Origin of the sequence: Rhizobium croatiense (assembly GCF_019793465.1) — a bacterium.
GTDB lineage: Bacteria > Pseudomonadota > Alphaproteobacteria > Rhizobiales > Rhizobiaceae > Rhizobium > Rhizobium croatiense.
In genome coordinates this window covers 41955-58300 of the sequence record NZ_JAILYJ010000018.1, presented here as the reverse complement: position 1 = coordinate 58300, position 16346 = coordinate 41955, and the positions used below count along the sequence as shown (strand labels likewise).

Here is a 16346-nt window from a genome sequence, read left to right as displayed (position 1 = left end):
AATGGCACTGCACTTCGAAAAGGCCGAGTTCGCAAGCCGACTTGCGCGCCTCACCGAGAAGATGAAGGAAGAAAAGCTCGACGCCCTGCTGCTCTTCGCCCAGGAAAGCATGTACTGGCTGACCGGCTACGACACCTTCGGCTACTGCTTCTTCCAGACGCTGATCGTCAAGAGCGACGGCACTATGGCGCTGATCACCCGCTCGGCCGATCTTCGCCAGGCCAAGCACACATCGATCCTTGAGGACATCCATATCTGGGTCGACAGGGTCAATGCCGATCCGACGCTCGACCTGAAGAACCTGCTGGTCGAGATGGATCTGCTCGGCGCCCGCATCGGCGTCGAATATGATACGCACGGCATGACCGGCCGCGTCGCCCGCCTGCTCGACGCGCAGTTGACCACTTTCGGCCAGATCGTCGACGCCTCCTATCTCGTCAGCCGTCTTCGCCTGATCAAGAGCCCGACCGAGGTCGCCTATGTCGAACGGGCTGCAGACCTCGCCGACGACGCGCTCGACGCCGCGATCCGGCTGACGAAACCGGGCGCCGACGAGGCCGACATCCTCGCCGCCATGCAGGGAGCGATTTTTTCCGGCGGCGGCGACTATCCCGCCAACGAGTTCATCATCGGCTCGGCGGCCGACGCGCTGCTCTGCCGCTACAAGGCCGGCCGCCGCAAGCTCGACGCCAATGACCAGCTGACGCTCGAATGGGCCGGCGCCTACGCGCATTATCATGCCGCCATGATGCGCACGATCGTCATCGGCGAGCCGCTGCAACGCCATCGCGAGCTCTACAATGCCTGCCGCGAAACCATCGAAGCGATCGAGACCGTGCTGAAGCCCGGTCACACCTTCGGCGACGTCTTCGATATGCATGCCAGGATCATCGACGAGCGCGGCCTCGCCCGCCACCGGCTGAATGCCTGCGGTTATTCGCTCGGCGCCCGCTTCTCGCCCTCCTGGATGGAGCATCAGATGTTCCATATCGGCAATCCGCAGCCGATCGAGCCGAACATGTCGCTCTTCGTGCACATGATCATAGCCGATTCCGATACGGGAACCGCGATGACGCTCGGACAGACCTATCTGACGACGGCGGATTCGCCGCGCGCACTGTCTCGTCATCCGCTCGATTTTATCGGCCTTTGAAGCCCGGGGATTGACGGATGAGAATCCGGAATTGACAGACGACCATCGCCGCCCGCATAAATTCGGGCGGGCTCATGCGATTGTGGGAAGGACGGATCACGGGATGACGCGAGCTGCGACTGTGCCCCCGCTCCTGTTCGTCATGGCCCTGCTCACCGCCTGCAACACCACCGACGCGCTGACGCCGCAGGTCGGCATCGGCGACTCCTCCGGAGGCGCGCCGTCAAGCCCGGTGACCCAGCGTGAGGCCGAAGGTTTGGCGGGCACGCGTCAACCGGTTTTCGCCGCAGGCTCGCAGCCGAATGGCTATCATCCGGCCTATAATCAATCGCAGGGAGCCTATCGGCCCGGCAGCGGCGCCCCGCCGACAACGATGCAGGAACAGGCCGACGCCCTGTCGAGGAACAGCACTTCGCCCGCCGCCTCCGCCCCGATCGAGGGACAGGCGCTGCCGCCGGCGGCGGCCGGTGCCGGGTCTCAGGCACAGTCCGGCCAGACGCTCGACGCGCAGCCGCGACAGACCGCCGCCCTCACGCCCGGCGCCTCTTCCGCCCGCGGCAATACCGTGCGCTTCCTGCCGATCATCGGCGCGCCGGTGCAGGCCGTCACGCCGCTTTCGCGCCAGCTCGGCGCCGAGGCGCGGGCGCACGGCCTTTCCATCAAGAGCTCGAACGATGCGAGCAGCGACTACATCCTCAAAGGCTATCTCTCCGCCTTCAGCGACGACGGCAAAGTCACCGTGGTCTATGTCTGGGACATTCTCGACAGTGGCGGCGCCCGCCTGCACCGCATTCAGGGGCAGGAAAGCGTGCCGACGGCCGCGGCCGACCCCTGGGCGGGCGTTCCGGCTTCGGTGATGCAGCAGATCGCCTCGAAAACCATCGCGGAATTCACCTCCTGGCGGCAGACACAGGGCGGTTAGTCACAAACTTTTTGCAAATATGGAAGCCTGTGGCGCCTTTGCCCTTGCATTCACGGGGAAGCTGACTAAAAAGCGCGGCTATCAGCGCATAACAGGCGGACCAACATGAAGGTTTTCGCAGGCAATTCGAACCGGCAACTCGCCGAAGCGATCTGCAACTATCTCAACGTTCCCTTGGGGAAAGCCAGTGTCCGAAGGTTTGCCGATCAGGAAATCTTCGTGGAAATCCAGGAAAACGTTCGCGGCGAGGACGTTTTCCTCGTCCAGCCCACGTCCTATCCTGCCAACGACCATTTGATGGAACTGCTGATCATGATCGACGCCATGCGTCGTTCGTCAGCCCGCCGCATCACGGCCGTTCTCCCCTATTTCGGCTATGCCCGCCAGGACCGCCGCGCCTCCGGCCGCACACCGATCTCGGCCAAGCTCGTCTCGAACCTGATCACTGAAGCCGGCGCCGACCGCGTCATGACGCTCGATCTCCACGCCGGTCAGATCCAGGGCTTCTTCGATATTCCGACAGACAATCTTTACGCGCTGCCGGTCCTGACGCGCGACATCAAGAGCCACTATGATCTCAGCAACGTCATGGTCGTCTCGCCTGACGTCGGCGGCGTCGTTCGCGCCCGTGCGCTCGCCAAGCGACTGGACTGTCTTCTGTCGATCGTCGACAAGCGTCGCGACCGGCCGGGTGAATCCGAAGTCATGAACATCATCGGCGACGTCACCGGCAAGGACTGCCTGCTGATCGACGATATCGTCGATTCCGGCGGCACGCTCTGCAATGCGGCCGATGCGCTGCTCGCCAAGGGCGCTTCCAGCGTCACCGCTTATATCACCCACGGCGTGCTGTCGGGCGGCGCCGTCACCCGCGTGACCTCGTCCAAGCTGCGCGAACTTGTCATCACCGACTCGATCCAGCCGACGACGGCCGTGCAGTCCGCCCATAATATCCGCGTCGTGACGACCGCTCCGCTGATCGGCGAAGCTATCAGCCGTACGAGCCAGGAAGAATCCGTCTCCAGCCTGTTCGATTAAAAGAGCCGGCATCCGACCGGCTCTTTCAATTTCTGCATCAGATGGACCAGACTATTCCCACGCATGCTCACCGAGCAGCATGAATTGCTGGAAACGAAAGCCCAGAATAAACCGTCGTTCCGATCGTCCGGCGAAGCTTGTCGCGTGAGGCGCAACTCCGCTCTCTACTCGGCGTCATCCTCGGCCTTGCGCCGGGGATCTGCTGCCCTATCGACCGGCGGCAGATGCTCGGGACAAGCCCGAACATGACGAAAGAGGGGTTTGATGACTTTGTCAGCGGTCCCGGCTTTTTTGTGGTCAAAAAGCTGAAGCCGGCACAAGGCCGGCCTCTTTTGTTTCTTATCCCGATTGAAAGCGCTCAAGGCTGCTGCGGCGGCGCAGGTACCGCGTCCTGACCTTGATCCGGTTCCGGTTCCTGCTCCTGGTCCGGCTCCAACCCCTCATCCTGATCCGGACCATCCGGTCCCTTGATCTGCTGACCATTGACCGCCACGGAACCGTCGCGGCTGATGCTGATGTCCCAGCGCGAACGGCCGTCGGGATCGGTCTTGGCGAAGCCCTTCGCCATCATGATGCCGAAGGAGACTTGGTTGAGATCGGGATCGGTCTTGGCAAGTTCCTGAACCGCGGCGATCGTCTTGTCGAGATCGCGGGCAAGGATGATCGCCTCCATCGAATAGTCCTTCTCGGTGTCGACCCGCCCTTCGATCTTGCCCGTCATGTCGACGTCATAGACCCCAGACTTGGCACTGATCCTGGGAAACTCGACGGCAAACCGACCGTCCCGGAAGAGCGTCTTGCCCATTTCTTCGCCGCTCTTTTCCGGCGCTTTGTCCTTGAAATCCATCGCCATCAACGCATTGCCAAAGCTGGCGAAGTCCAGATTTGGCACGGCAAGCTGCAGATCGAAGCTGGTCGGCATGAAGGTCGAGTAGTTTGCCGGCATCAGCGGGGTGTCGAGCCTGATCTCCTGCGCGTTCATGCCGAAGCCGAAACGCATGGCATCGCTCGGCCCTTCGATGGCGACGGTGTAGCCGAATGCCTTGGCGCCGCCCTTGCCCATCTCGTTTGTGATGGACAGATCGTTGACTCCGATCGTCTCGCTGAACAAGGTCAGAAGCGGAAAAGCTTCCTTCGCTATTGTCTTTATCTTGTCGGTATTTTCCGAGCTCAATTCCTTCTCATCGGCATGGTCGAGCACGAAGAAGACCACGTCGCGGATCTGCTTCGCCGGCAGGCCGTTCACCTTGGCATCGACATTGATTGAGCCGGCACGAATTTCGATGGGCGGCATTTGCAGGCCGGAAACTTGCTCGACAAAACCAGACATCGAGGCGCTGCCGACAAAATCGATACGTCCGTTGCCGCCTGCACTGTCCGTCGAACTCAGCTTTTGGTCCATGCTGGCGATGGCGGCATGAACTTCCTCGGTTTCGGACTTGCTGGCGACCTTGACGTCCTTGACCGCAAAGGTGCCTGAGCGCAGATAGCTGATTGCCGGGTCGAAAACACCGCTATAGACGATCGAAGCGATGGAATAGGTGAAATTCGTTGTTTTCTGATCCGGGTCTTTAAAATGCCCGGAGACGTTGAACCTGTCGTCGCCTTCGATGTTCCAAAGCCCATTGTCGAGCGGCGTGGCGAATGTCGAGAACGGGGTAAGGCCGTTGATCGTGAAGGTCGCCGGATCCACTTTTGCAAGCAGCTTCGCCAGATCGTAGATGATCTCGTAGCGCGTGCCTGCCGGATTGACGGTGATGAAGCCGCTCTTCGCCAGATCATCGGGAAGCAACTTTGTCAGAGTGTCCCTGACGGTGTTGGCGCCATCCTGATTGATCTCCACGGCCTCGGCCGTGGCATAAAGGCAAAGGGCAAGCAAGCTCGTTGCCGTAACAAGTTTGAGACGCATGGTCGGGTTTCTCCTCAGCCGCTTTTTTGAATGCGGCATCCAAAGATGCGAAGCGCGCCAATGTCAAGCCAAGTGGTAGCAGCCATTGACGATTTGCCATCTGGACGGGACGCGGTTTTGAGGTGATTTCAACGATGTTCGTCTTTTCAAGCCGAGGCCCCGGCGCGCCCTGGGAATGGCCGCGGGGCTCCTTTGAGGACATTACCGTTGACAGCTGCAGGGCCGTCTGCCCAGCCTGAATCCGCAACTTGCGTTTCCGAGCGACTTATAATATAGGCCACCGGTCCGTGTAGACACCCTTGGAGGCAACGCGGATGAGGATGGGGAAACCCGCCTCCGGTTCGACGGAACAAGCCTTTTGGCCGCCGCCGAACTCTCCAAATAACCTCGAAAGGAATAGCCATGAGCCAGGAAACTTACGAGCTCAAGGCCGAGGCGCGCGAACGGGTTGGTAAGGGGTCCGCCCGTGAACTTCGCCGCAACGGTTTGATTCCCGCTGTCATCTATGGTGACAAGCAGGCCCCCATTGCCATCGCTCTCAACACCAATGAGGTGACGAAGCGCATCCACGCCGGTGGTTTCATGACCACCGTGGCGACCATCGAAGTCGACGGCAAGAAGTACAAGGTTCTGCCGAAGGACTACCAGCTCGATCCGGTCCGCGATTTCACGATGCATGTCGATTTCCTCCGCGTCTCCGGCAACACCCAGGTGACCGTCGAAATCCCGGTTCACTTCATCAACGAAGAGAAGTCCCAGGGCCTCAAGGTCGGCGGTGTTCTGAACATCGTCCGCCACTCGGTCGAAGTTCATTGCCCGGCCGATGCGATCCCTGAGTTCTTCGACGTTGATCTCAGCGGCAAGAAGATCGGCGACAGCATCCACATTTCGGAAGTCACCCTGCCGAAGGGCGTGACCACGGTTATCGACCGCGACTTCACGATCGCGACCATCGTTGCTCCGGCTGCCGGTGTCGATGAAAGCGCCGAAGAAGGCGAAGCCGAAGCCTGATCGCTTCGACCAATTTGTAAAGCATACGGCCCGCTTTCCCGTGAACTGGCTCCTGAAAGGTTGTCGTCCAACTTTCAGGAGCCGGTTCACTGGGAAAGCGGGCTTTTCATTGCCTGGCAAAGACCTCCGTTTCTGCAAATTTAATATATTCGTGAAAGCATGCCCCGTCAGTTGCGAAGAAGCCGGCCCGAACGCGCGACAGCAAATATGGCCGGTCTGGGGGAGTAGACGGAACCATGAACAATTCCGTTGAGAACAGGTTTTTTGGGATTGTTTGCGGGGCGCTGCTTGTTTTTGTCGCTCCTCTCTTTGTTCTCTTTCTTTTTCTTTCCTCGGAGCGAGCCGACAAGGAAATACGCGACCATATCTCGGTTCTTCTTGTCGCCAATGCCCAGGCGCTGGCAAAGCCCCTCTGGGACCTCGATGAAGAAAGCGTCACCCAGATCAGCGCGACGGTCGTTTCCCAGGGCGCCATCGTCAAGGTCGAAGTGCGCGACCAGTCAGGCCAGCTCGACGTCAGCCAGTCCACCATTCCGCGCTCCTTCGATGGCAAGCTCGTGCAGGTGTCGCGCGCCATCATCTACAACACCATCGATGGGCCGAAGAATCTCGGCAGCATCAGCGTCTACTATCCCGCCCTCGGCCTGTTTTCGGGCCTGAAGCAGGAAGAGGTCGTCTTCATTTCGATCTTCATCTTCGCGGTTTTGACCGTTTTCGGCACCGCGCTGATCGGCAACCGCTTCTTCGTCATCCAGCCACTGATGCGGCTGACGGCGGCGATCGAGGCGACCCGCCAGCTCGGCTCCCGCCATCACGTCGATTGGCAGTCGAACGACGAGATGGGACGGCTTGCCCGCAGCTTCAACGAGATGCAGACCAAACTCGAAAGCGAGGAGAAGGAGCTGAAGCTCGCCCATCGCCGCGCCACCGATATCTACAATCTCACCCCCGCCATGCTCTTCTCGCTCGACGAGGAAGACCGCATTACCGCCGTCAGCGACTATTGGCTGCTTGCCACCGGCTATGATCGCGCCGCCGTCATCGGCCGCAACTTCGCCGATCTCGTCACGGCAAATACCCGCGACAAGTTCGTCAAGCGCCGCCGGGCCGAAAGCGGCATGGCGGTTACCGTCAAGTTCGTCTGCCTGGACGGCCGCACCATGGACGTCCTTATCATGGAATCGGAAGCCGGCGCCGGCGCTCACGATCGCCTTTCACTGTCGGTGATGACCGATGTGACCGAGCTCAAGGCCTCCGAGGATCGCAACCATCGCCAGGCAATCACCGATCACCTGACCGGGCTTCTCAACCGCCAGGGTTTCGAAGCCGTGCTCGACAGCAAGATCGCTGCGGCAGACGCCGCCGGCCAGGAACTTGCCTGCCTCTTCGTCGATCTCGATCGCTTCAAGTGGATCAACGACAATATGGGCCATGCCGCCGGCGACAGGGCACTGATCGAGCTGGTTGAGCGCCTGAAGACCCATCTTGCTCCCTCCGACGAGGCGGCTCGTCTCGGCGGCGATGAATTCGCCATCCTGCTGCCGGCGAAGGACGCCGAAAAGCGCGCCAAGGTAATGTGCGGGCAGATTGCCTCGATCTTCGAAACGCCATTTGCCCCGGACATGCATCTGAGCGCTTCGATCGGCATCGCCATCTACCCGCATCATGCCGCGGCCGCATCCGAACTGCTGCAGAAATCCGACATGGCGATGTATGCCAAGAAACGCGACGGCAAAAATGGCGCGCAACTCTTCGACAACGCCATGCTCGACCGCGCCCGCAGCCGCGCCGAAATCGAGGCCAATATCGAAGCCGGTCTTGCCGAGAACTGGTTCGAGGCCTTCCTGCAGCCGATCGTCAACTTGAACGGCCGCGGTATTGCCGGTTTTGAAGCGCTGATGCGCCTCAACCATCCGCAGAAGGGCCTGATGCCGCCGGCCGAGATCGTCAGCGTCGCCGAGGAGACAGGGAAAATCGTCCGCGTCGGCAATGTCATCATGGAAAGGGCGATCGCCCATCTCGCCAAGATTTCCCGCATATCCGGCATGCAGGATACCTATCTCGCCATCAATTTCTCGCCGCTTCAGTTCGAGCCGGCTCTGCCCGCCCGGCTTGCCGCCATTGTCGGTCGCCACGGCATCCGCCCCGAACGCATCGTCGTCGAAATCACCGAAGCCGTGCTGATGCACGACAACCCAGAGATTCGCATGATTGTCACCGAGCTTCGCCGCTTCGGCTGCCGCATCGCGCTCGACGATTTCGGCACCGGCTATTCGTCGCTCAGCTACCTCAACCGCTTCCCTGTCGATATCATCAAGATCGACCAGTCCTTCACCCGCGCGATCAACGACGGCGACGATGACGTCCGCCAGAAGAGCCGCATGCTGATCGAAGGCATCACCACGCTATCCCACAAAATGAACTGCACCGTCATCGCCGAGGGCATCGAGACCGAAGAGGAATGCCGCACGCTCCACCAGATGGGGCTGGACTATGGCCAGGGCTACCTCTTCCATCGCCCACAGCACGCAGCCAAGCTCATCGAGGAACTGATGGCCCCGCAATCGGCCGTCGCGCGCGCCTCGTAAACGAAGAACCAAGGAGATGATCCGATGAAAAAGCTCCTGCTTCTCGCATGCCTGGCGCTGCCCTGCGCCGCCCATGCGCAGACAATCAATTTCACGACCGAGGATTACGCCCCCTTCAACTATCGCGAAGGCAAGGAGATCAAGGGCGCGACCGTCGAGCAGGTCGAAAAGGTGATGGCCGCGATCGGCGTCGACTACACGATCGAGGTCTTGCCCTGGGCGCGCGCTTTCGGCCTCGCCCGCACGGCGCCGATGACCTGCGTTTTCGCCACCGCCCACAACAGCACCCGCGACCCGCTGTTCAAATGGATCGAGCCGCTGCTGATCGATCGCAATATCCTGATCACCCGCAAGGGCTCCGGCGTCATCGCCGGCAATCTGGACGAGGCGAAGAAATATACGATCGGCACGCAGCGCGAGGATTACACCGAGACGACCCTGAAGGAGAAGGGCTTCACCAAGCTCGACGTCGCCAGCGACTTCAACGCGACGCTGCGCAAGCTGCTGAGCGGCCGCATCGACATGATGCCGATCTCCGAACTCTATTTCGACAAGCTGAAGGCCGATCAGCCGGTGGAGATGGTGACGGTGCTCTCCGCCCAGCCGATGGGCATTGCCTGCGAAAAGAGCTTTCCGGACGATCTGCGCGCCAAGATGCAGGCCGCTCTCGACAAGCTGATCGCCGATGGTGACCAGAAAAAGATCTTCCTGAAATACGGCATGAACCTGTCGGACTGATGCTGCCCTTTCCGCTTGACATTGTGCGGTTTTCCGGGTGGTGAACAGCGGGAAAGCTTAAGCGAGGAAGACAGGCCATGCTGATCATCGCGGGTCTCGGCAATCCCGGCGCCAAATACGCCGGCAACCGTCACAATATTGGCTTCATGGCCGTTGACGCCATCCATCGGCGCCACAGCTTTTCGCCCTGGTCGAAAAAGTTCAGGGGCGAGATCGCCGAAGGCGAACTCGCCGGCGAGAAGGTGCTGCTGATCAAGCCGCAGACCTATATGAACCTCTCCGGCGAGGCCGTCGGCGAGGCGATGCGCTTCTACAAGCTCCAGCCGGCCGACCTTGTCGCGATTTATGATGAGCTCGACCTTCCCGCTGGCAAGGCGCGGCTGAAGACCGGCGGCGGCCATGGCGGCCACAACGGCATCAGGTCGCTGGACGCCCATTGCGGCAAGGAATATCGGCGCCTGCGCCTCGGTATCGGCCATCCCGGCGTCAAGGAAATGGTGCAGAACCATGTGCTCGGGGATTTTGCCAAGGCCGACAGGGACTGGCTGGAACCGCTGCTCGACACGCTCGCCGACAATGCCGAGATGCTGGTGCGCAACGAGGATTCGCAGCTGATGAACAAGATCGCGCTGGCGCTCGGCGGTCAGGCCGAGGAGGAAAAGCCGCGCAGAGAAAGCAAGGATGGCGAAAAGAAGCCGGCCGGTCAGTCGCATATTCGCCAGGCCCGCAGCAGCAATCAGCCGAAACTCCCCACCACCGGGCCGATGGCCGAGATGCTGAAGAAGATGTTCGGCAATAAGGGGGAATGAGGCGGGTGCCGGACCAGGATTTCGCCATCCGCCCCGCAACTGCCGGCGATCTTCCGGGATTGGCCGTCCTCTACCGCCATTTGAACCCGACAGATCCCGTTCTCGATAAGGCCATGGCAGAAGAGCGCTTCTCCGCCATCCTCGCCCATCCCGGCATGACCGTCTTCATTGCCTTTGCCGGCGATGTCGCCGCCGCCACCGCCACGCTGATCGTCGTGCCGAACCTGACGCGGGGCGGCGCCTCCTATGCGCTCATCGAAAACGTCGTCACCCACACCGACCACCGCCGGCACGGTTATGCCGGCGCCGTCATCGGTCATGCGGTAGAGCAAGCCTGGAAGGCCGGCTGTTACAAAGTGATGCTGCTGACCGGCTCCAAGAATCCTGCGACGCTCCGCTTCTACGAGAATTGCGGCTTCATCCAGGACAAGACCGGCTATCAGATCCGCCGAGCCTGAGCTCGGCTGCTATTCCTCGGGCTCCGTCGTGAACATCAACGGAAAGCCCATCTCCTTGGCAAGATCGATGCCCTCCTTGGCCTTGGTCTCGGCAATGTCCTTGGCGCAGACCACGACCACGCAGGAGCCGAGCTTGTGCGCCGTCATCATCACTCGATAGCCGGTCTCCTCGCTCATGTGGAAGACGACCTTCAGGATGACGATGACGAATTCGCGCGGCGTATAATCGTCGTTGACGAGAATGACCTTGTAGAGCTTCGGCTTGTCCAGCTTCGGCTTCACCTTGGTCTTCGGCTTCAGGGCAACGTCGTTGTCACTCATCGGAAAATCCACCCGTTGATGACATGGTCAGGAATCTTCAAAACAACTAATCATTGTCGATGACGAATTTTCGACGGTGCGCCGTGGCTGCCCGCCTCGATCAGGAGGAAATTGGCCGCCGGGTTGAGGCCGGATGTGCGGCCGGCAGGAGCGACCGTGCATCTGACGAAATCCGTAATGCATCGAAACCGCGATCGCCCTCGAAAATAGGCCGGCACCGTTCCTTGGGCAAGTGAGCAACGTTAAAAGCTCGCTAAGACTTGACCATATTGCTCCTTTATCCCATAGGCACCAGCAAGAAATTCAAGAACAGCAGGTTTTAGCCATGGGCTTCAAATGCGGCATCGTCGGTCTGCCGAACGTCGGCAAATCGACCCTCTTCAACGCGCTCACCAAGACGGCGGCGGCACAGGCGGCGAATTATCCCTTCTGCACCATCGAGCCGAATACCGGCGAAGTCGCCGTACCTGATCCGCGCATGCGCAAGCTTGCCGACATCGCCAAGTCCAAGGAATTGATCCCGACCCGCATCTCCTTCGTCGATATCGCCGGCCTGGTGCGCGGCGCCTCGAAGGGTGAAGGCCTCGGCAACCAGTTCCTTGCCAATATCCGTGAAGTTGACGCCATCGTGCATGTGCTGCGTTGCTTCGAAGACAGCGACATCACCCATGTCGAAGGCCGTATCAATCCCGTTGCCGATGCCGAGACGATCGAGACCGAGCTGATGCTCGCCGACCTCGAAAGCCTCGAGCGCCGCACCGAGCAGACGCGCAAGCGCGCCACCGGCAAGGACAAGGAGTCGATGGCGATGCTGCCGATCATGGAAGCTTCGCTGAAGCTGCTCAACGAGGGCAAGCCGGTGCGCACGCTGCTGTCGACGCTCGATGCCGAGGAGATCGCCATCCTCAAGGGCCTCAACTTGCTGACCTCGCATCCGGTGCTCTATGTCTGCAACGTCGCCGAAAGCGACGCCTCGACCGGCAATGAATTCACCGAGGCCGTCGCCGCCATGGCCAGGGAACAGGGTGCCGAAACCGTCGTCATCTCGGCGGCGATCGAGGCTGAGGTCGCCCAGCTGCCCGAGGATGAGGCCAAGGAATTCCTCTCCGCCCTCGACCTTGACGAGGCCGGCCTCGACCGGCTGATCCGTGCCGGCTACAAGCTGCTCCACCTCATCACCTATTTCACCGTCGGCCCGAAGGAAACGCGCGCCTGGACGATCGAGCGCGGCACCAAGGCGCCGCAGGCCGCCGGCGTCATCCATTCGGATTTCGAGCGCGGCTTCATTCGCGCCAACACCATCGCCTATGACGACTACATCAAATTCAACGGCGAAGTCGGCGCCAAGGATGCCGGCAAGGCGCGCGACGAAGGCAAGGAATACGTCGTCCAGGACGGCGACGTCATCCACTTCCGCTTCAACACCTAAATAAAAGACCGCTGCCGCCTTAACCCGGCGGCAGCCTGTTTGCGATGGCCGGCGGCAGTGCCCTGAGCACCAGCCGCCGAAGCGGCATCCAGCCGGTGCCGATGATCAATACGATCGCGCCGACAATAATCAGCGTCGTGGAGATATAGGTGTCGACCGTGGCGCTTCCCTCCCGGAAGACGCCGAAGATCGCAACGCCGAGCGACAGCAGTCCCGAAGTGACGAAGGCGCGCCGGTCGATGATGAGACCGATCAGCATCAGCATCGCCACGGTCGCGACGACCACGGGTGTCCGCGACGACATGTTCGCGACGTCGAAGATGCGAACGTCTCCCCCGAACGACAGCAGGGAAACAGTGCTGTAGAGCAGCGCCGGCGCCGCGCCGAGATGCAGCCAGAAAGCGATATCCGAACGCGTTGTCCGCCGCAGTCGGTCGCCGAGATCGAAATAGAGCGCCATCGCAAACAGTCCGAGCGCGCAGACGAGGGCAACCTGCGCCAGCACGATGGGGTGATCGAGGAAAAACGCCGGATTGCCGCTTGCCCACTGTACCACGCGCAAAAGCAGGGTGAGGACGAAGGCAAGCACCGACATGATAGAGAGCGCCAGCGAAAGCGGTACGCGGTAGCGGGCATAATACGCGCCGAGAATGATCGGGAAACCGGCGACGAACTGCGTCGCCTCCGCTCCGAATGATGTAGCGGTCGGCGTCCACGGCGGGAAGAATCGCGACATCAGCAGCCAGGTCCAGCAGAACAGCGCGATCGTCAGGCTGACGGCCGGCAGAGCGAGCCGCTGGCGGCGCACCAGGATTTCCGAAAGGACGATGATCGCGGGCAGTACGGCATAAAGTGCCGAAAGCCCCCAGAGGCCGCCGAGTGCCACGACGACGCCGATGGTGATCAGCACGTCGTGAAACCCGCGCACGAAGCGCGGCGTCTCGGTGTCCGACCAGGCCGGTCCCTCGGCGGCTGTCGGCTGCGGCTCGACAACCGCCACGCCGCGCTCAGTCAGGAAAGGCAGAAGCCGCCCGCCCGCCTCCGGCGAAATCAATCCCTGGCGCGCCGCCTCGTCGAGTATCGACCTCAGTTCCGTCATGCCGGTTTATCTCCCCGGAATCATTGAGCCCGCGCGGGTGCTATTGTAAGCACTAGAGCATGACGCCGAAAAGTGTGAGCGGTTTTCGGGCGACATCATGCTCTAACTCTTTAATGTAGAACAGGATTCAGATTTTTGGGCCGAATCGGCCTAAAATCATCCTGTTCTAGGCGCTGCATATGACGGAGGAGCGAATGTCGGCAGAAAAGCTTTCCTTCGAGGATTTTGAGCCCGGTCGCCGCTTTCTCCTCGGCCCGAAGCTGGTAAGCGCCGGGGAGATCATCGAATTCGCCAGCGAATTCGACCCGCAGCCGATGCATCTCGACGAGGCTGCCGGCCGCGCCAGCATTCTCGGCGGTCTTGCCGCCTCCGGCTGGCATACGTCCGCGATGCTGATGCGCATGATGGCCGACAGTTACATCCTGAACGCGCTCTGCGAGGGTGCGCCCGGCATCGATCTGATGGAATGGCGAAAGCCGGTGCTTTCAGGCGACACGCTGCAGGGTCACTCGACCGTGCTTGAAGCCCGGCCGATGCGCTCGCGCCCCGGCATCGGCATTGCCAAGTTCCGCCACGAGGTGGAAAATCAGCGCGGCGAACTCGTTTGTCTCTCGGAAAACTCGGTCATGATCCGCATGCGCCCTGCCCCAGGCATCAGCATGAGCCCGGAGAGTACAGCATGAGAATGTCCGAACTTTACGCCGTCGGCGAAAAGGCCGAGATCGGCAGCTACGTCTTCACCGAGGAAAACATCATCGACTTCGCGACGCGCTACGATCCGCAGCGTTTTCACGTCGACAAGGAAGCCGCCAAAGAAACCCTGTTCGGTGGCCTTTGCGCTTCGGGCTGGCACACGACTGCCGCCTGGATGCGCACCTTCCTCGCCTTCTGGAAAAGTCAGAGCGTCGCCCTCGCGCAGAGAGGGCTGGCGGCACCGAACCTCGGCCCTTCGCCGGGCTTCCAGAAACTGCAGTGGCTGCGGCCGATCTTCCCAGGCGACGTCGTGACCTACTCCGTCGCCCTCCTCTCCAGCCGGCCACTCGCGTCGCGGCCGGGCTGGCGCCTCAACACCATCCTCTGCGAAGGCGTCAATCAGAACGGCGATCCCGTCATGCGCTTCGAAAGCGGCGTCCTCGAGTACGACTGAGGCCGCCAGCAGCGAGGGCGGGCTCAGTGTCCGGAAAATTCGACCAGCGTGTGCACGCTGACGCCGAGTTCTTCCAGCTTCCGGCGGCCGCCGAGATCGGGCAGATCAATGACGAAGCAGGCGCCGACCACCTCCGCGCCGATCTGACGCAGCAGCTTGGTCGCCCCGACGGCTGTGCCGCCGGTGGCGATCAGATCGTCGACCAGGATCACCTTCTCGCCGGGCTCGATCGCATCGCGATGCATCTCCATCTCGTCCACGCCATATTCCAGGCTGTAGGCGATACGAACGGTGTCATGCGGCAGCTTGCCCTTCTTCCGGATCGGCACGAAGCCCGAGGAAAGCTGGTGCGCCACCGCGCCGCCGAGAATGAAACCGCGCGCCTCCATGCCGGCGATCTTGTCGATCTTCGTTCCTGCATAGGGCTGCACGAGCTCATCGACCGCCCTGCGGAAGGCGCGGGGATTGCCGAGCAGCGTGGTGATGTCACGGAAAATGATTCCGGGCTTCGGATAGTCGGGGATGGAACGGATGCTGGCTGCGAGCTCCGACGTCGTATTGTCCATGGAAAGTCCATATCTGCGAGGGCATGAAACGGCCGCACCCTACTGCATAATTCCTCAAATCGAAATCGATTTAGGGATAAAATTATCCGGCAGTTCAAGGCGCTACGCGCCCTTTGCGCGTCAGAAAGGACGTGGCGTCGCTGAGACGCATGAGGCTGGGCGCACAAGCGGCTTTCGGAGAGGATACGTCAGCGAGCCAATGGAATCGCCGACAACAAAAAGGCGGCCCGTGAGCCGCCTTTCGAATTCGGACAAGGAAGGCTCAATGCTCCTTGTTGGCGTAGACCGAGCGCTTCGTGAGGTAGATCAGCACGCTGAAGATCGCCAGGAAGATCATCACCATGAAGCCGGTGCGCTTGCGCTCCTCCAGATGCGGCTCGGCAGCCCACATCAGGAAAGCGGTGACGTCCTTGGCATACTGGTCGACGGTCGCCGGTGCGCCGTCGTCATAGGTGACCTGGCCATCGGAGAGCGGCTTCGGCATGGCGAGGACGGCGGCAGCATTGAAGTAAGGGTTGTAATGTCCACCCTGCGGCACCTGAAAACCCGCCGGCGGCTCTTCATAGCCGGTCAGCAGCGAATAGATATAGTCGGGGCCGCTTTCCTGATACTGCGTGAAGATGTCGACAACGAACTGCGGAAAGCCGCGGGTGACGGCGCGGGCCTTGGCGATCAGCGAGAAATCGGGCGGAGCCGCGCCATTGTTGGAAGCGGCCGCGGCTTCAGCATTCGGGAAAGGCGACGGGAAGTAATCGGAAGGCACCGCCTTGCGGGTAAACATCTCGCCGCTCGCGTCAGGACCGTCCTGAACCTCATAATTCGCAGCGAAAGCCTTCACCTGTGCTTCGGAATAGCCGAGATCGCCGAGCGTGCGGAAAGGCACGAGCGTCATCGAATGACAGGCTGCACAGACTTCCGTGTAGACCTTGAGGCCACGCTGGAGCTGGCCCTTGTCGTAATGGCCGAACGGACCGGCGAAAGACCATTCCTCCTCCTTCGGGTGCTTCAGCGGATAATGCGGCGTCTCACCTTCCGCGTGATGAGCCGGAGCCGCACCGTTGGCGGGCGCCTCCTCGGCCAGAGCCGCGCCGCTGAGACCGGCAACGACAGCGAGCGAGAGAATGCTTGCAACAAGCGTTTTCATGTTTCTGTTCCCTT

The 16346-nt window shown here is 61.0% G+C and carries 16 protein-coding genes; 11 read left to right on the top strand and 5 right to left on the bottom strand.

The window, feature by feature from the left end:
* Nucleotide 1 precedes the first annotated feature (1 nt).
* From K6M89_RS25135 to K6M89_RS25125, 3 genes are all read left to right on the top strand, one after another.
* On the top strand, nucleotides 2–1153 hold the full coding sequence (locus tag K6M89_RS25135) for a M24 family metallopeptidase (protein ID WP_222141384.1): 1152 nt from the start codon (nucleotides 2–4) through the stop codon (nucleotides 1151–1153).
* Between the two features lie 103 nt (nucleotides 1154–1256).
* On the top strand, nucleotides 1257–2075 hold the full coding sequence (locus K6M89_RS25130; RefSeq protein ID WP_222141383.1) for a hypothetical protein: 819 nt from the start codon (nucleotides 1257–1259) through the stop codon (nucleotides 2073–2075).
* A 105-nt stretch (nucleotides 2076–2180) separates the two neighbouring features.
* Nucleotides 2181–3113, top strand: coding sequence for a ribose-phosphate pyrophosphokinase (locus K6M89_RS25125; RefSeq protein ID WP_010035373.1), 933 nt, complete (start codon nucleotides 2181–2183; stop codon nucleotides 3111–3113).
* A 358-nt stretch (nucleotides 3114–3471) separates the two neighbouring features.
* On the opposite strand, the gene K6M89_RS25120 is transcribed toward K6M89_RS25125, so the two are convergent.
* A complete protein-coding gene (locus K6M89_RS25120) occupies nucleotides 3472–5022 on the bottom strand; it encodes a hypothetical protein (RefSeq protein ID WP_222141382.1) in 1551 nt (516 codons plus the stop codon).
* Between the two features lie 402 nt (nucleotides 5023–5424).
* Here K6M89_RS25120 and K6M89_RS25115 point away from each other — a divergent pair, with 402 nt between their 5' ends.
* The 5 genes from K6M89_RS25115 (at nucleotide 5425) to K6M89_RS25095 (ending at nucleotide 10626) form a co-directional block, all read left to right on the top strand.
* Nucleotides 5425–6033 (top strand): 50S ribosomal protein L25/general stress protein Ctc, encoded by a 609-nt coding sequence (locus K6M89_RS25115; RefSeq protein ID WP_097578590.1) that lies wholly within the window; start codon nucleotides 5425–5427, stop codon nucleotides 6031–6033.
* A gap of 236 nt (nucleotides 6034–6269) precedes the next feature.
* Nucleotides 6270–8621 carry an EAL domain-containing protein gene (locus K6M89_RS25110; protein ID WP_222141381.1) on the top strand — a complete coding sequence of 784 codons (2352 nt, stop codon included), beginning with the start codon at nucleotides 6270–6272 and terminating at the stop codon, nucleotides 8619–8621.
* A gap of 24 nt (nucleotides 8622–8645) precedes the next feature.
* Entirely contained in the window at nucleotides 8646–9359 is a 714-nt protein-coding gene (locus tag K6M89_RS25105; RefSeq protein WP_097578587.1) for a substrate-binding periplasmic protein, read from the top strand.
* 77 nt (nucleotides 9360–9436) lie between these two features.
* The gene (gene pth / locus K6M89_RS25100; RefSeq protein ID WP_222141380.1) at nucleotides 9437–10168 is read left to right on the top strand and encodes an aminoacyl-tRNA hydrolase; all 732 of its coding nucleotides are present in this window, start codon (nucleotides 9437–9439) and stop codon (nucleotides 10166–10168) included.
* On the top strand, nucleotides 10165–10626 hold the full coding sequence (locus K6M89_RS25095; protein ID WP_222141379.1) for a GNAT family N-acetyltransferase: 462 nt from the start codon (nucleotides 10165–10167) through the stop codon (nucleotides 10624–10626). The genes pth and K6M89_RS25095 overlap by 4 nt, the downstream gene beginning before the upstream one ends.
* Nucleotides 10627–10635: 9 nt before the next feature.
* Here the strand turns inward: K6M89_RS25095 and clpS are convergent, their stop codons facing one another.
* Nucleotides 10636–10947: an ATP-dependent Clp protease adapter ClpS gene (gene clpS / locus K6M89_RS25090; RefSeq protein WP_222141378.1), complete on the bottom strand. Its 312-nt coding sequence runs from the start codon at nucleotides 10945–10947 to the stop codon at nucleotides 10636–10638.
* Between the two features lie 325 nt (nucleotides 10948–11272).
* Between clpS and ychF the strand changes: the two genes are divergently transcribed.
* A complete protein-coding gene (gene ychF, locus K6M89_RS25085; RefSeq protein ID WP_097578583.1) occupies nucleotides 11273–12376 on the top strand; it encodes a redox-regulated ATPase YchF in 1104 nt (367 codons plus the stop codon).
* Between the two features lie 19 nt (nucleotides 12377–12395).
* Here the strand turns inward: ychF and K6M89_RS25080 are convergent, their stop codons facing one another.
* Entirely contained in the window at nucleotides 12396–13475 is a 1080-nt protein-coding gene (locus K6M89_RS25080) for a hypothetical protein (protein ID WP_222141377.1), read from the bottom strand.
* 194 nt (nucleotides 13476–13669) lie between these two features.
* Here K6M89_RS25080 and K6M89_RS25075 point away from each other — a divergent pair, with 194 nt between their 5' ends.
* Together K6M89_RS25075 and K6M89_RS25070 are read left to right on the top strand one after the other, a co-directional pair.
* Nucleotides 13670–14158 carry a MaoC family dehydratase gene (locus K6M89_RS25075; RefSeq protein ID WP_222141376.1) on the top strand — a complete coding sequence of 163 codons (489 nt, stop codon included), beginning with the start codon at nucleotides 13670–13672 and terminating at the stop codon, nucleotides 14156–14158.
* Nucleotides 14155–14622, top strand: a complete 468-nt coding sequence (locus K6M89_RS25070) for a MaoC family dehydratase (protein WP_222141375.1) — start codon at nucleotides 14155–14157, stop codon at nucleotides 14620–14622. The genes K6M89_RS25075 and K6M89_RS25070 overlap by 4 nt, the downstream gene beginning before the upstream one ends.
* A 23-nt stretch (nucleotides 14623–14645) precedes the next feature.
* On the opposite strand, the gene K6M89_RS25065 is transcribed toward K6M89_RS25070, so the two are convergent.
* Entirely contained in the window at nucleotides 14646–15188 is a 543-nt protein-coding gene (locus K6M89_RS25065) for an adenine phosphoribosyltransferase (RefSeq protein ID WP_097578578.1), read from the bottom strand.
* Nucleotides 15189–15450: 262 nt separating this feature from the next.
* On the bottom strand, nucleotides 15451–16332 hold the full coding sequence (locus tag K6M89_RS25060; RefSeq protein WP_183843294.1) for a cytochrome c1: 882 nt from the start codon (nucleotides 16330–16332) through the stop codon (nucleotides 15451–15453).
* Nucleotides 16333–16346 lie beyond the last annotated feature (14 nt).

What these genes read in the sequence shown, in the direction of transcription:
- K6M89_RS25135 (WP_222141384.1), top strand. Translation starts at nt 2, where the DNA reads ATGGCACTGCACTTCGAAAAGGCCGAGTTCGCAAGCCGACTTGCGCGC.
- K6M89_RS25130 (WP_222141383.1), top strand. Translation starts at nt 1,257, where the DNA reads ATGACGCGAGCTGCGACTGTGCCCCCGCTCCTGTTCGTCATGGCCCTG.
- K6M89_RS25125 (WP_010035373.1), top strand. Translation starts at nt 2,181, where the DNA reads ATGAAGGTTTTCGCAGGCAATTCGAACCGGCAACTCGCCGAAGCGATC.
- K6M89_RS25120 (WP_222141382.1), bottom strand. Translation starts at nt 5,022, where the DNA reads ATGCGTCTCAAACTTGTTACGGCAACGAGCTTGCTTGCCCTTTGCCTT.
- K6M89_RS25115 (WP_097578590.1), top strand. Translation starts at nt 5,425, where the DNA reads ATGAGCCAGGAAACTTACGAGCTCAAGGCCGAGGCGCGCGAACGGGTT.
- K6M89_RS25110 (WP_222141381.1), top strand. Translation starts at nt 6,270, where the DNA reads ATGAACAATTCCGTTGAGAACAGGTTTTTTGGGATTGTTTGCGGGGCG.
- K6M89_RS25105 (WP_097578587.1), top strand. Translation starts at nt 8,646, where the DNA reads ATGAAAAAGCTCCTGCTTCTCGCATGCCTGGCGCTGCCCTGCGCCGCC.
- pth (WP_222141380.1), top strand. Translation starts at nt 9,437, where the DNA reads ATGCTGATCATCGCGGGTCTCGGCAATCCCGGCGCCAAATACGCCGGC.
- K6M89_RS25095 (WP_222141379.1), top strand. Translation starts at nt 10,165, where the DNA reads ATGAGGCGGGTGCCGGACCAGGATTTCGCCATCCGCCCCGCAACTGCC.
- clpS (WP_222141378.1), bottom strand. Translation starts at nt 10,947, where the DNA reads ATGAGTGACAACGACGTTGCCCTGAAGCCGAAGACCAAGGTGAAGCCG.
- ychF (WP_097578583.1), top strand. Translation starts at nt 11,273, where the DNA reads ATGGGCTTCAAATGCGGCATCGTCGGTCTGCCGAACGTCGGCAAATCG.
- K6M89_RS25080 (WP_222141377.1), bottom strand. Translation starts at nt 13,475, where the DNA reads ATGACGGAACTGAGGTCGATACTCGACGAGGCGGCGCGCCAGGGATTG.
- K6M89_RS25075 (WP_222141376.1), top strand. Translation starts at nt 13,670, where the DNA reads ATGTCGGCAGAAAAGCTTTCCTTCGAGGATTTTGAGCCCGGTCGCCGC.
- K6M89_RS25070 (WP_222141375.1), top strand. Translation starts at nt 14,155, where the DNA reads ATGAGAATGTCCGAACTTTACGCCGTCGGCGAAAAGGCCGAGATCGGC.
- K6M89_RS25065 (WP_097578578.1), bottom strand. Translation starts at nt 15,188, where the DNA reads ATGGACAATACGACGTCGGAGCTCGCAGCCAGCATCCGTTCCATCCCC.
- K6M89_RS25060 (WP_183843294.1), bottom strand. Translation starts at nt 16,332, where the DNA reads ATGAAAACGCTTGTTGCAAGCATTCTCTCGCTCGCTGTCGTTGCCGGT.